The sequence below is a fragment of the Streptomyces sp. PR69 genome (assembly GCF_026420845.1).
GTDB lineage: Bacteria > Actinomycetota > Actinomycetes > Streptomycetales > Streptomycetaceae > Streptomyces.
The window spans coordinates 15298-27924 of sequence record NZ_JAOWCB010000018.1; the positions used below are offsets into that span (position 1 = coordinate 15298).

General features: G+C 71.3%; 10 protein-coding genes and 1 pseudogene. 3 read left to right on the forward strand and 8 right to left on the reverse strand.

Going from position 1 to position 12627, the window contains the following annotated elements:
• Positions 1 to 492: 492 nt before the first annotated feature.
• Positions 493 to 1170 (reverse strand): annotated as a pseudogene (gene ureA, locus OF819_RS18440) (urease subunit gamma); the annotation flags it as partial.
• A gap of 127 nt (positions 1171 to 1297) precedes the next feature.
• Between ureA and OF819_RS18445 the strand changes: the two are divergent.
• Positions 1298 to 2722 carry a cytosine permease gene (locus OF819_RS18445; protein ID WP_267244670.1) on the forward strand — a complete coding sequence of 475 codons (1425 nt, stop codon included), beginning with the start codon at positions 1298 to 1300 and terminating at the stop codon, positions 2720 to 2722.
• 614 nt (positions 2723 to 3336) lie between these two features.
• Here OF819_RS18445 and OF819_RS18450 read toward each other — a convergent pair.
• On the reverse strand, positions 3337 to 4425 hold the full coding sequence (locus OF819_RS18450; RefSeq protein WP_267244671.1) for a branched-chain amino acid aminotransferase: 1089 nt from the start codon (positions 4423 to 4425) through the stop codon (positions 3337 to 3339).
• Between the two features lie 230 nt (positions 4426 to 4655).
• Positions 4656 to 5699 carry a 3-isopropylmalate dehydrogenase gene (locus tag OF819_RS18455; protein WP_267244672.1) on the reverse strand — a complete coding sequence of 348 codons (1044 nt, stop codon included), beginning with the start codon at positions 5697 to 5699 and terminating at the stop codon, positions 4656 to 4658.
• 152 nt (positions 5700 to 5851) lie between these two features.
• Here OF819_RS18455 and OF819_RS18460 point away from each other — a divergent pair, with 152 nt between their 5' ends.
• On the forward strand, positions 5852 to 7495 hold the full coding sequence (locus OF819_RS18460; protein WP_267244673.1) for a purple acid phosphatase family protein: 1644 nt from the start codon (positions 5852 to 5854) through the stop codon (positions 7493 to 7495).
• Positions 7496 to 7529: 34 nt separating this feature from the next.
• Here OF819_RS18460 and OF819_RS18465 read toward each other — a convergent pair whose 3' ends face one another.
• Together OF819_RS18465 and OF819_RS18470 are read right to left on the reverse strand one after the other, a co-directional pair.
• The gene (locus tag OF819_RS18465; protein WP_267244674.1) at positions 7530 to 7661 is read right to left on the reverse strand and encodes a hypothetical protein; all 132 of its coding nucleotides are present in this window, start codon (positions 7659 to 7661) and stop codon (positions 7530 to 7532) included.
• Positions 7662 to 8109: 448 nt separating this feature from the next.
• Positions 8110 to 8667, reverse strand: coding sequence for a GNAT family N-acetyltransferase (locus OF819_RS18470; protein ID WP_267244675.1), 558 nt, complete (start codon positions 8665 to 8667; stop codon positions 8110 to 8112).
• Between the two features lie 187 nt (positions 8668 to 8854).
• Between OF819_RS18470 and OF819_RS18475 the strand changes: the two genes are divergently transcribed.
• Positions 8855 to 9481, forward strand: a complete 627-nt coding sequence (locus OF819_RS18475) for a nitroreductase family protein (RefSeq protein ID WP_267244737.1) — start codon at positions 8855 to 8857, stop codon at positions 9479 to 9481.
• Between the two features lie 20 nt (positions 9482 to 9501).
• Here the strand turns inward: OF819_RS18475 and OF819_RS18480 are convergent, their stop codons facing one another.
• The 3 genes from OF819_RS18480 to OF819_RS18490 all read right to left on the reverse strand — a co-directional run bounded on the left by OF819_RS18480 (position 9502) and on the right by OF819_RS18490 (position 12486).
• Positions 9502 to 9735 (reverse strand): hypothetical protein, encoded by a 234-nt coding sequence (locus OF819_RS18480; RefSeq protein ID WP_267244676.1) that lies wholly within the window; start codon positions 9733 to 9735, stop codon positions 9502 to 9504.
• A gap of 141 nt (positions 9736 to 9876) precedes the next feature.
• Positions 9877 to 11508, reverse strand: a complete 1632-nt coding sequence (gene pruA, locus OF819_RS18485) for an L-glutamate gamma-semialdehyde dehydrogenase (RefSeq protein ID WP_267244677.1) — start codon at positions 11506 to 11508, stop codon at positions 9877 to 9879.
• 51 nt (positions 11509 to 11559) lie between these two features.
• Positions 11560 to 12486: a proline dehydrogenase family protein gene (locus tag OF819_RS18490; protein WP_267244678.1), complete on the reverse strand. Its 927-nt coding sequence runs from the start codon at positions 12484 to 12486 to the stop codon at positions 11560 to 11562.
• Positions 12487 to 12627: the final 141 nt, after the last annotated feature.

A 12627-nucleotide genomic window follows, 5' to 3' on the forward strand; every position in this document is an offset into this window, starting at 1 on the left:
TCGGGGGGTGTCCGGCCCGGCGGCGGGCGCGCCCGGGACGTCCACGCCGGGGGTGTGCGGGCTGGTGGCGTTCAGGTCGGGGGCGTCCGGGCCAGCGGCGGGCACGCCGGGGGCGCCCGGCCCGGGGGCATCCACGCCGGGGGCCTCCGGCCCGGCGGCGGGCAGCCCGGGGACGTCCGGCCCGGCGGCGTCCACACCGGGGACGTCCAGACCAGCGGCGTCCGGCCCGGGGGCGTCCACACCGGCGGCGGGCAGCCCGGGGACGTCCGGCCCGGCGGCGTCCACACCGGGGGCGTCCGGGCCGAGGGGGTCCGGCCCGGCGGCGTCCACACCGCGGGCGTCCGGCCCAGCGGCGGGCAGCCCGGCGGCGTCCACACCGCGGGCGTCCACACCGCGGGCGTCCGGGCCGAGGGCGTCCGACCCGGCGGCGTCCACACCAGGGACGTCTCGCCCGGCAGCGTCCACACCGGGGACGTCCAGACCAGCGGCGGGCGCGCCGAGGTAGCCGCAGGCTGCTGCTCTGCGCAGGGCCTCCTCCTTCGCGCCGGGCGCGTCCAGCGGGCCGTCGACCAGGCCCGCGAAGCCGATCGCGACACGGTCGCCGCCGATGGGCACCAGGCCGACCTCCGAGACGCCGCCCGGGTCGAAGCGGGCGGAGGAGCCCGCGGGCACGCACAGCCGCATGCCGTACGCCGCGGCGCGGTCGAAGTCGAGGCGGGGGTTCGCCTCGAAGAAGTGGAAGTGCGAGGTCACGCTGATGGGCACGGCGGCGGTGTTCCGCACGGTCAGCCGCAGGGCGGGCCGCGGCTCGGGGTGGGGCGGCGCGGGCCGTACGGCGCCGGGCGCGGCGTCCCCCAGACCGGTCGCGCCGCGGAGGGGGTCGGAGACGACGGCGAGCCGGGACCCGTCGTCGAAGACGGCCTCCACATGCACCTCGGTGACCACATCCGCCACGCCGGGCAGCACATCGTCGGGCCCGAGCACACCGCGGGCCGCCTCGATCGCCTCGGCGAGCCGCCGGCCGTCGCGGGCCGCCTCGCAGACGGCATCCGCGATCAGGGCGGTCGCCTCGGGGACATTGAGCCGCAGTCCGCGTGCCCGGCGGGCCCTGGCCAGCTCAGCGGCGGTGAAGATCAGGAGCCGGTCGCGCTCCGTCGGGGTCAGTCGCACCTCGTCATGCCTCCCATTTTGAGCACCACTCTAACTACCTGCGTCTTTGAAACCAAGCATTGACTCTGAGGTTGGGATGACTCACATTGAGCGTCACTCAAAGAACGTCGAGCGTCAGGGGCAGCACATGCCGATAGAACAGCGCGGAGTCGACACCATCCCGGAAGCGGAGCGCACCAGCTCGCCGCGCGATCTCGTAGCGATCCTCCTGGGGTCGAACCTCTGCCTTGGCGTGATCGTCTTCGGCTGGCTGCCGGTCTCCTTCGGCCTGGGACTGTGGGCGTCCGTCAGCTCCATCGTGGTGGGCACGGTCGTGGGCGTGATCCTCACCGCGCCGCTCGCGCTGATCTCACTCCGTACGGCCACAAATCTGTCCACGTCGAGCGGCGCGGCGTTCGGGGTGCGGGGACGGCTCGTCGGCTCGATCGTCGGACTGCTGCTGTCCCTCGGCTACACCGCGCTGACCCTGTGGATCGGCGGCGATGTGATGATCGGCACGCTGGCGAGGATCGCGGGGCTGCCCTCGAACGGCCTCACCCACACCGTGGTGTACGCGGTGCTCGCCGGATGCACGGTGATCGGCGCGGTGTACGGGTACCGGCTGCTGCTGCGGCTGAGCAAGGTGCTGGCGGTCGGCATGACCGCGCTGCTTGCGCTCGGGCTGGTGGCGTACGCCCCCGACCTCACCGTCTCCGCCCCCGCGGACGCGCCGTATCTGCTGGGGTCCTTCTGGCCGACATGGCTGCTGTCCGCGGTGGCGGCGGGGCTGAGCGGGCCGATCGCGTTCATCACGCTGCTCGGCGACTACACGCGCTATATCTCGCCGCGGCGGCACGCGCCGAGACGCGTGCTGCGGGCGACGGCGCTCGGGCTGTTCGCGGGGCTGCTGATCCCGCAGCTCTTCGGCACGTACACCGCGCTGGCGGCGCGCGCCTCGCTGGACTACGCGGGGCCGCTGGTGGCGGCGTCTCCGGGGTGGTATCTGGCGCCGCTGCTGCTCGCGGCGACCGCGGGGTCCGTGGGCAACGCCGGGCTGATGCTCTACTCGATGGGGCTCGACCTGGACGCGATCGTGCCGCGGGCGACCCGGACCTGGGCGACGGTGATCGTGGCCGTCGTGGCGACGGCGTTCGTCTTCCTCGGGCACTTCGCATGGGACGCGCAGTCGGCGATGACGTCGTTCGTGCTGCTGCTGACGGCGATCGGCACGCCGTGGGCCGTGATCACGATGATCGCGCACGTCCGGTGCCGCGGGGAGTACGACGCGGAGGCGCTCCAGGTGTTCAACCGGCGGGCGCGGGGCGGGGCGTACTGGTTCCGCGCGGGCTGGAACGCGCGCGCCACGGCGGCGTGGGCGGCGGGTGCGGGGGTGGGGCTCGCGGCGGTCTCGACACCGCTGTACGAGGGGCCGCTGCTGGGGCTGACGGCCGGGGTGGACTGCAGCTTCGTCCTCTCCGGGGCGGTGTACGCGCTGCTGACGCTGGGGGGCTCGGGGGCGAGGCGGGAAGGGGTGGTGGGGCGGAGTGTGGAGCGGGAGGCGGCGCTTTCCTGAGGCGGGGGGGCCTCTCCCCCACCCCGCCCCTCCCCGAACTGGGGCTCCGCCCCAGACCCCGTACGGGGGCTCCGCCCCCGGACCCCCGCGCCTCAATCGCCGGCGGGGCTGAATTGTGCGGGTCCTTGCGCCTCAAACGCCCCCGAGGCTGAGCATCCCCACCCCTGCACCGCAAGCACCCACCGGGCTCAATTGCGCGAGGCCCTCACGCCCCAAACGCCCGCGGGGCTGAATTTCCTGACCCCCGCGCTGCAAACTCCCCCAGCCACCTCCCCCGGCGGGGCTGATGTGCGGGCCCCCGCGCGTCAAACTCCCCCGGCCGCCTCCCCCAGGCGGAGCTGATCGTGCGGACACGGCCTTCCGGCCGTACCGGGGGGCGGGGCGGCAGGCCCGCAGCCTCTCTCCCCCGAAGGGGGCCTGGGGGCGGAGCCTCCAGTTAGGGGAAGGGGCAGGGTGGGGGAGCGAACCGCCGGAGAGCGCCGAGTCGGCGGTAGTGCAGGCGGCGCGGAGCTGCCGCTTGTCGGGGCGCGGGGCGACACAGGGCGGGTGGGTGGGGAAACGGCACCGGCCCGGCACCGTTGAGGGGCCGGGCCGAGGCGCGCACGGGGAGGGCGTCAGCCCAGGGGGTGCATCCAGCCGTGGGGGTCGGGGGCCGTGCCCGTCTGGATGGCGAGGAGGGACTCGCGCAGGCGCATCGTGACCTCGCCCGGCTCGCCGCCGGACTGCGTCCACTCGCCGGACGCACACTTCACCAGCCCGACCGGGGTGATCACCGCGGCCGTGCCGCAGGCGAAGACCTCCTTGAGCGTGCCGTTCTCGGTGTCACGCCGCCAGTCGTCGATGGAGACGCGGCCCTCCTGAGGCTGGTAGCCGAGGTCCTTCGCCAGCTTCAGCAGCGAGTCGCGGGTGATGCCCGCCAGCAGGGAGCCCGTCAGCTCGGGGGTGACGATGCGGTCCTCGTACACGAAGTACAGGTTCATGCCGCCGAGTTCCTCGACCCACTTGTGCTCCAGCGCGTCGAGGTAGGCGACCTGGTCGCAGCCGTGCGCGGCCGCCTCAGCCTGGGCGAGCAGCGAGGCCGCGTAGTTGCCGCCGGTCTTCGCGGCGCCGATGCCGCCGGGGACGGCGCGCACCCGGTCCTCGGAGAGCCAGATGGAGACGGGCTTGACGCCGCCGGGGAAGTACGCGCCGGCGGGCGACGCGATCACGATGAAGAGGTACTCGTTCGCCGGCTTCACCCCGAGGCCGACCTCGGTCGCGATCATGAAGGGGCGCAGATAGAGCGAGGCCTCGCCGCCGTGCGCCGGGACCCATGCCTTGTCCTGCTGGACCAGCGCGTCACACGCGGCGATGAAGGTCTCGACGGGCAGCTCCGGCATGGCCAGCCGCGCGGCCGACCGCTGGAAGCGCTCCGCGTTGGCCTCGGGGCGGAAGACCGCGACCGAGCCGTCCGGCTGGCGGTAGGCCTTCAGCCCCTCGAAGATCTCCTGCGCATAGTGCAGCGTCATATTCGCGGGGTCGAGCGAGAGCGGCGCGTACGGAACGAGCTCGGCGTCATGCCAGCCGCGCCCCTCCGTCCACTTGATCGTCACCATGTGGTCGGTGAAGTGGCGGCCGAATCCGGGATTGGCCAGGATCGCCTCACGCTCCGCGTCGGACAGCGGATGCGCGGATGGCTTGAGCTCGATCGTGGTCGTGGTCATGAGTGCAGTCCTTCACCGTTTGGTTGTGTTGGACCGCGCTTCACGCACGCCACCGCAGCTTGCTAGGACGTCCGAGCTTTCCCGCAGACACACGGCCCGGGTTCGATTATCGCTCGGGGTGAAGACGGCGTGAATGCGGCCCAGGGATTGATGGTGACACCCGGAGGCCGCACAGGAGAAGCCGCCGGGTGCGGTTGCGACCCGGCGGCTGTGGTGGTATCAGACGCGGGTCAGCTCGCTACGCTTACCGCGAGCGCTTCGCCGATCTCGTCCGTCGTACGGGGCCGGTCGGGCGTCCGCTCGGCGAGATCGGCCGCCACGGCCGCCTCGACGCGCGCCGCCTCCGCCTCGTAGCCGAGGTGGCGCAGCAGCAGCGCGACGGAGAGCACGGTGGCGGTGGGGTCGGCCTTGCCCTGGCCCGCGATGTCGGGCGCGGAGCCGTGGACGGGCTCGAACATGGACGGGAACTCCCCCGTCGGGTTGACGTTGCCGGAGGCGGCCAGGCCGATGCCGCCGGTGACGGCGGCGGCGAGGTCGGTGAGGATGTCGCCGAAGAGGTTGTCGGTGACGATGACGTCAAAGCGCTCCGGCTGGGTGACGAAGAAGATCGTCGCCGCGTCGACGTGCAGATAGTCGGTGGTGACCTCGGGGTATTCGCGGCCGACCGCGTCGAAGATGTTCTTCCACATATGACCGGCGTAGACGAGGACGTTGTTCTTGTGCACCAGCGTCAGCTTCTTGCGCGGCCGGGCCTGGGCCCGCTCGAAGGCGTCGCGGACGACGCGCTCGACTCCATACGCCGTGTTCACGCTGACCTCGGTGGCCACCTCGGCGGGCGTGCCGGTGCGCAGCGAGCCGCCGTTGCCGGTGTACGGGCCCTCGGTGCCCTCGCGGACCACGACGAAGTCGATGTCCGGGCGTCCGGCGAGCGGGGTGGCGGTGTTCGGGAAGAGCTTCGAGGGACGCAGATTGATGTAGTGGTCGAAGGCGAACCGCAGTTTCAGCAGCAGTCCGCGCTCCAGGACGCCCGACGGCACGGACGGGTCGCCGATCGCGCCGAGCAGGATCGCGTCATGGCTCTTGAGGGCGTCGAGTTCGGCGTCGGGGAGGGTCTCTCCGGTGCGGTGCCAGCGCTGGGCGCCGAGGTCGTACTCCTTGGTCTCCAGCTTCACATCCTGCGGCAGGACGGAGTCGAGGACCTTCAGGCCCTGGGCCACGACTTCCTGGCCGATGCCGTCACCGGGGATCACTGCGAGATTGATGCTGCGAGACATGGCGGCACCCTACTCCTCGTCCCATCCCATGACACATGCCGTCCGCCATTCGGACGTCAGCGCGAACTGCCGTTCCCGGCATGGGCATTCCGTTGAATTCCGTTCATCCGGCGTCTGGCGTCACGTCGGAAGTTACTGGCAAGTTTTGAGCCATGGCTGACACTCCTCGACTCGGAATCCCCGAGCATCTGGCACGTGACATGAGCATGCCTGAGCAGCATGAATATCTGCGGGCCAGGCACGCCCGCCCGGCCCTCTCCCGGCGCAGGGCGCTGACGGGCGGCGCCGGCGCCCTGGCGGCGGGAGCGGCCGGCGCGCTGGCAGGAGGGGGCGGTCTGCTGCTCGCCGGAGCGGGGACCGCGGCCGGGGCCGGGGCAGGAACCGCCGCCGCCGCGACCGCTCCCGAACTGGTCGGCTTCACGGCCGCGGCCCGAGTGGACGGCTCGCTGGTCGCGCCGTTCGGCCGCCATCTGGCCTTCGGGGCCGACCCGCGGACCCAGATGCACGTCTCCTGGCAGGTGCCGTTCGCCGTCCGGCGTCCGTATCTGCGCATCGGACCGCAGCCCTGGGAGCTGGGCCGGAAGATCGAGGCCGAGGTGCGGAGCCTGCACACGCCGTCCCTCTCCCGCAAGCTGCCCGCGGTCGACCAGTTCTATCTGCACGTCGGCCTGGACGGACTGGAGCCCGGCTCCACGTACTACTACGGCGTCGGCCATGACGGCTTCGATCCGGCGTCGCCCGAGCGCCTCGGGACGATCGGCTCCTTCCGCACCGCCCCGGCAGCCCCCGAGCCCTTCGTCTTCACCGCCTTCGGCGACCAGGGCGTGAGCTATCACGCCCTCGCCAACGACCAGTTGATCCTCGGCCAGAACCCGGCCTTCCATCTGCACGCCGGCGACATCTGCTACGCCGACTCCAGCGGGCAGGGGAGAGAGTGGGACACCTACGACGCCCGCGTCTGGGACCAGTTCCTCGCACAGACCGAGAGCGTCGCGGCGCGTGTGCCGTGGATGGTGACGACCGGCAACCACGACATGGAGGCCTGGTACTCCCCCAACGGCTACGGCGGCCAGTCCGCCCGCTGGTCACTGCCCGGGAACGGCCCCGATCCGCGGACCGCGCCGGGCGTCTACTCGTTCACCTACGGCAATGTGGGCGTGGTGGCGCTGGACGCCAATGACGTCTCGTATGAGATACCGGCCAACAAGGGCTACACGGACGGGCGGCAGACCGCCTGGCTCGACAAGCGGCTGGGCGAGCTGCGCCGACAGCCCGGCGTCGACTTCATCGTCGTCTTCTTCCATCACTGCGCGTACTCGACGTCGACGCACGGCTCCGACGGCGGGGTGCGCGACGCCTGGCTGCCGCTGCTGGCCAAGCACCAGGTGGATCTGGTGATCAACGGCCATAACCATGTCTACGAGCGGACGGACGCCATCAAGAACGGGGAGGTCGGCCGCCCGGTGCCGATCGGCGCGACGACCGACCCGACGCGGGACGGCATCGTGTACGTCACGGCGGGCGGCGCGGGCAAGGAGCTGTACGGCTTCGGGCTCGGGGTCAAGGACAGCTACGAGGGCCATATCCATGACCACGACACCATCCTGACCTTCCACTGGACCAGGCTGCGGCTGCCCGACCCGGACACGGTGCACTGGTCGCGGGTACGGTACACCGGCTTCTCCTTCCTCGCGGTGGAGGCGGCGGCCGGTGCGACGCCGAAGCTGAAGGTCTCCGCGCTCGCCGAGAGCGGCGAGCGCATCGACTACTTCGAGATCCAGCGCTCAAGAGCGTGAGGACCAGGGGCGTGAGGCCCAGGGCCGTGAGGGCTCAGCGGCCGCTCGCGCCGCCGTTGTCCCTGCGGTCCAGTGCGCGCTGCAGAGCAGCGGCGGCGTTGCGGCGGTCGGACTCGCTGAGGCGGGCGGCGGTGTGGCGGACACGGCGGACGGTCGTCTCGGGCATGGTGATCGACTCCTGGAGATCACAAGGGATATCGAGGCGCCGGAGGGGCGGGGGACCGGTGCCGCAGGGGTGACCTGCGTGGGGCACGGGCTCGCATCCGCCATTCGCTTGATCGAGCGAGACGTTCGGCTTCTACAAAGCTAAGCGAGGACAGCGCGGCTGTCTCCACAATTACTCGGACTTCCTACTATCTGAGACGGGGACCGGGTTGCGGGGGTTGTTTCCCCACCCCTCCCCCTACGCCCTGGGGCGTGGGGGGGACCCCCACTCCCCGTAACTGGGGGCAAGCCCCCAGACCCCCGTACGGCCTCCGGCCGTGTCCTCAATCGCCGGACGGGCTGAATTTGGCTGCGCCAAATCCCAGCCCCGCCGGCGTTTGAGGCGCGGGGTCTGGGGCGGAGCCCCAGGTCGGGAAGGGGCGGGGTGGGGGAAACAACCCCCGCGGGGCCTACAGCACGTCCCCGTCCCGCCAGTCGAAGCAGACCTCCCCCGCCACATCCGGCAGCCCCCGGTTCCCCGCCCCGCGGACATACGTGCTGCCCGACTCGTCCGGCAGCGGGATGCGGCCCGCGGGGCCGAGGGCGGTGATCGGGCCCTCCCAGAGGCGCCAGCCGCGGGCGCGGTAGAGGAGGGCGCCGGTGTCGGAGGCGGAGAGGGCGCCGAGGGCGTAGGCGCCGTCGATCACCTGCTCCAGCGCGTCCATCACGCGGTCGCCGTATCCGCGCCGCCGCCGGTCGGCGCGTACGGCGACGCCCTCGACATAGCCGACCCGCAGCGAGCGGCCGTCGCAGATCGCCCGGCGCTGGATGACACTGCCGTGTGCCACCAGCTCCTCGCCGTCGTACAGCAGCGCGTGCACTCCGCCGAGCGCATGGTCGAAGTCCTCGTCGCCGAAGTCGCCGTCGAACGCGTCGGTGAGCAGCGTGCGGATCTCCAGCAGCTCGGCGGGGCTCAGTTCGAAGGTATGGGCGGTGCGCAGGGATTCGCTCAGGCTCGGCTCACTCATGTCCGGCATTCTCTACGGCCCCCTTGGCCCGGCGTGGCCCGCGCAGCAGACTTCAGCCATGGCCTCGACATCTGACTCTGTGACCGCCGACAATGCGCACGCCGACCGCACAACCCGCGCGGCCGCGCCTCGCTGGACGCCCGTGCACGGCCTGGACTACCGGCCCGTGCCGTACCGCCCGGAGCGGATGAGCGCCGAGGAGTCGCTGCGGCGGGCGGCCGCGCTGCGCGGGCGGATGGACGAGCGGCGCACGGTGCGGCAGTTCGCGCCCGATCCGGTGCCCGAGCAGGTCGTGCGGGACGCGATCGCCTGCGCCGCGACCGCGCCCTCCGGGGCGCACCAGCAGCCGTGGACCTTCGTCCTGGTCAAGGACCCCGGCATCCGGCGGCGTATCCGTGAGGCGGCGGAGCACGAGGAGCGGATCTCGTACGACGGCAGGCTCGGCGAGGAGTGGCTCGCGGCGCTGCGGCCGCTGGGCACGGACGCGGTGAAGACGCATCTGACGGATGCGCCCGCGCTGATCGTCGTCTTCCAGCAGCGCTACTGGCTCGGCGAGGACGGCGTCAAGCGCAAGCACTACTACGTGGACGAGTCCGTCGGCATCGCGGTCGGGATGCTGCTGAGCGCGCTGCATCTGTCGGGGCTCGCGGCGCTGGTGCACACGCCGAGCCCGATGCGGTTCCTCTCCGAGGTGCTTCAGCGTCCGGCGAACGAGAAGGCGTTCGCGGTGATCCCGGTCGGCTATCCGGCCGCGGACTGCCAGGTCCCCGATCTCGTACGCAAGTCTCTGGACCAGGTGCTCGTGGAGAAGTGAGGCGTGCCGCGAGGCGGGGGTCACCCTCGGTGGTCGAGTCCTCGCGTCAGGTCCTCGACCCACCGCGTGAACTCCTCCCGCTGCTGGGTCCTGCCCCCGCACAACGCCGCCACCTGCGCATCCGTGAGGCGGTTGGGGCCGTCGAGGCGCAGCAGCCGGGCCAGCTCGTGCAGTGTCGCGGCGAGCCGCCGTGCGTCGTCCGGGGCGATGGTCGACGCCCAGTGCGTATGGGCGATGGTGATGGAACCAGGCATGCCAGATACCTCCCAAACCTCCCGTTCCGTTCCCCCTGTCGGCCATCTTCCCGCAACACGGCCGCCCCCGTCCGGTTGGGGGCCGGACGGGGGCGGAGCCTGGCGGGGCCGGAGCCTGCCGCGCGGGGCTGACGGAACGTGTCAGCCCATGTGCGGGTAGGTGTAGTCGGTCGGCGGGACCAGCGTCTCCTTGATCGCGCGGGTCAGCGTCCAGCGCATCAGGTTCTGCGGGGCGCCGGCCTTGTCGTTGGTGCCGGAGGCGCGGCCGCCGCCGAAGGGCTGCTGGCCGACCACGGCGCCGGTCGACTTGTCGTTGATGTAGAAGTTGCCCGCGGCGTAGCGCAGCTTGTCCATCGTGTGCCGGGCGGCCGCGCGGTCATTGGCGATGACCGAGCCGGTCAGCGCGTACGCGGACACCGACTCCATCTGCTCCAGCATCGCGTCGTACTGGTCGTCCTCGTAGACGTGGACGGCCAGGAACGGCCCGAAGTATTCGGTCGTGAAGACCTCGTTGGCCGGGTCGCTGCACTCGACGACGGTCGGGCGGACGAAGTAGCCGACCGAGTCGTCGTAGCTGCCGCCCGCGACGATCGTGCAGGTCGGGTCGGACTTCGCGCGGTCGATCGCGGCCTTGTTCTTGGCGAAGGCCCGGTCGTCGATCACAGCGCCGATGAAGTTGGACAGATCGGCGACATCGCCCATCTTGATGCCCTCGACCTCGGCGGCGAACTCCTCCTTGAAGCCGGAGTTCCAGATGGAGGCCGGGATGTACGCACGCGAGGTCGCCGAGCACTTCTGGCCCTGGAACTCGAAGGCGCCGCGGGTCAGCGCGGTCTTCAGCACGGCGCGGTCGGCGCTCGGGTGCGCGACCACGAAGTCCTTGCCGCCCGTCTCGCCGACGATGCGCGGGTAGGAGCGGTACTTGTCGATGTTGTTGCCGACCGTCTTCCACAGGTGCTGGAAGGTCTTGGTCGAACCGGTGAAGTGGATGCCCGCCAGGTCCGGGTGGTTCAGGGCCACCTCGGAGACGGCGAGGCCGTCGCCGGTCAGCAGGTTGATGACGCCCTTGGGCAGGCCCGCCTCCTCCAGGAGCTGCATCAGCAGCACGGCGGCGTGGGTCTGCGTCGGGGACGGCTTCCAGATCACCACATTGCCCATCAGCGCGGGGGCGGTGGGCAGGTTGCCGGCGATCGCCGTGAAGTTGAACGGCGTGATCGCGTAGACGAAGCCCTCCAGCGGGCGGTGGTCCAGACGGTTCCACACGCCAGGGGAGTTGGCCACCGGCTGCTCGGCCAGCAGCTGGCGGGCGTAGGCGACATTGAACCGCCAGAAGTCGATCAGCTCGCAGGGGGTGTCGATCTCGGCCTGCTGAGCGGTCTTGGACTGGCCCAGCATCGTCGAGGCGGCGAGCGTCTCGCGCCACGGGCCGGAGAGCAGGTCGGCGGCGCGCAGGAAGATCGCGGCACGGTCGTCGAAGGACATCGCACGCCAGGCGGGGGCGGCGGCCAGCGCGGCGTCGATCGCGTCCTGCGCGTCCTGCTGCGTGGCCGTGGCGAACGTGCCCAGGACGGCCTGGTGGTTGTGCGGCTGGACCACGTTCACACGCTCGCCGCCGCCCATGCGCTTGACGCCGCCGATCGTCATCGGCAGCTCGATGGGGTTGTCGGCCAGCTCCTTGAGCTTGGCCTCCAGCCGGGCGCGCTCCGGGGTGCCCGGCGCGTAGGAGTGAACCGGCTCGTTGACCGGCGCGGGGACCTGGGTCACAGCGTCCATGGTTGCCGTATCTCCTTCAATCAGTAGGGCAGTCGGTCGGGCAGTGGGGGATCAGCCGCGGCTGATCAGCGAACGCATGAAGAAGGCGAGGTTCGCGGGGCGCTCCGCGAGACGGCGCATAAAGTAGCCGTACCAGTCCGTTCCGTATGCGATGTAGACCCGCATACGGTGCCCCTCGGCGGCCAGCCGGTGCTGCTCCGCCTCGCGGATGCCGTACAGCATCTGGAATTCGTACTCGTCGAGCTTGCGCCCGGCCTGGCGGGCGAGCTCCTGGGTGATCGCGACGATCCGCGGGTCATGGGACCCGATCATCGGATACCCGCTGCCCTGCATCAGAATCTTCAGACAGCGGATATACGCCTTGTCGACCTCGTGCTTGTCCTGGTACGCGACGGAGGCGGGCTCCTTGTACGCGCCCTTGACCAGGCGGACGCGCGAGCCCGCGGCGGCCAGCTTGCGGCAGTCGTCCTCGGTGCGGAAGAGGTACGACTGGACGACCGCGCCGGTCTGCGGGAAGCGCTCGCGCAGCTCGGCGTGGATGGCGAGGGTCGAGTCGACCGTCGTGTGGTCCTCCATGTCGAGGGTGACCGTGGTGCCGATCTCGGCGGCAGCCTCGACGACCGGAGTGACGTTCTTCAGGGCCAGGTCATGGCCGCCGGGCAGCGCCTGGCCGAAGGAGGACAGCTTCACCGACATCTCGGCGCATTCGGCGAGGCCGAGCGGTTTGACGGCCTCGATCAGCTGGAGGTAGGCGTCGCGGGCGCGCAGCGCCTCCGCGGGGTCGGTGACGTCCTCGCCGAGGACGTCGAGCGTGACCTCCAGACCGCGGTCGGCCATCGACTCGATGACCGGCAGGGTCTCCTGAACCGTCTCGCCCGCGATGAAACGGTTCACCACAGGCTTGGTGACCGGGGCCGCCGAGACGATTCGGCGCATGGCGTCGCTGCGCGACGCGGCGAGGATCACGGGACCCAGCACGGGCACCTCCACGGGGAGTCAAGAGACCTAAGCCGCAACCAGAACAAAACACAACAGAACTGGAACGGCACGAAGAACCACCGTGAAACCTAAGGATCGCTCCGATCCCCCGCCATCGACAGGTGTCACGCATCCGTGGCC

Coding starts and splice junctions, on each gene's coding strand:
- OF819_RS18445 (WP_267244670.1), top strand. CDS start 1,298: ATGCCGATAGAACAGCGCGGAGTCGACACCATCCCGGAAGCGGAGCGC.
- OF819_RS18450 (WP_267244671.1), bottom strand. CDS start 4,425: ATGACCACGACCACGATCGAGCTCAAGCCATCCGCGCATCCGCTGTCC.
- OF819_RS18455 (WP_267244672.1), bottom strand. CDS start 5,699: ATGTCTCGCAGCATCAATCTCGCAGTGATCCCCGGTGACGGCATCGGC.
- OF819_RS18460 (WP_267244673.1), top strand. CDS start 5,852: ATGGCTGACACTCCTCGACTCGGAATCCCCGAGCATCTGGCACGTGAC.
- OF819_RS18465 (WP_267244674.1), bottom strand. CDS start 7,661: ATGCCCGAGACGACCGTCCGCCGTGTCCGCCACACCGCCGCCCGCCTC.
- OF819_RS18470 (WP_267244675.1), bottom strand. CDS start 8,667: ATGAGTGAGCCGAGCCTGAGCGAATCCCTGCGCACCGCCCATACCTTC.
- OF819_RS18475 (WP_267244737.1), top strand. CDS start 8,855: ATGAGCGCCGAGGAGTCGCTGCGGCGGGCGGCCGCGCTGCGCGGGCGG.
- OF819_RS18480 (WP_267244676.1), bottom strand. CDS start 9,735: ATGCCTGGTTCCATCACCATCGCCCATACGCACTGGGCGTCGACCATC.
- pruA (WP_267244677.1), bottom strand. CDS start 11,508: ATGGACGCTGTGACCCAGGTCCCCGCGCCGGTCAACGAGCCGGTTCAC.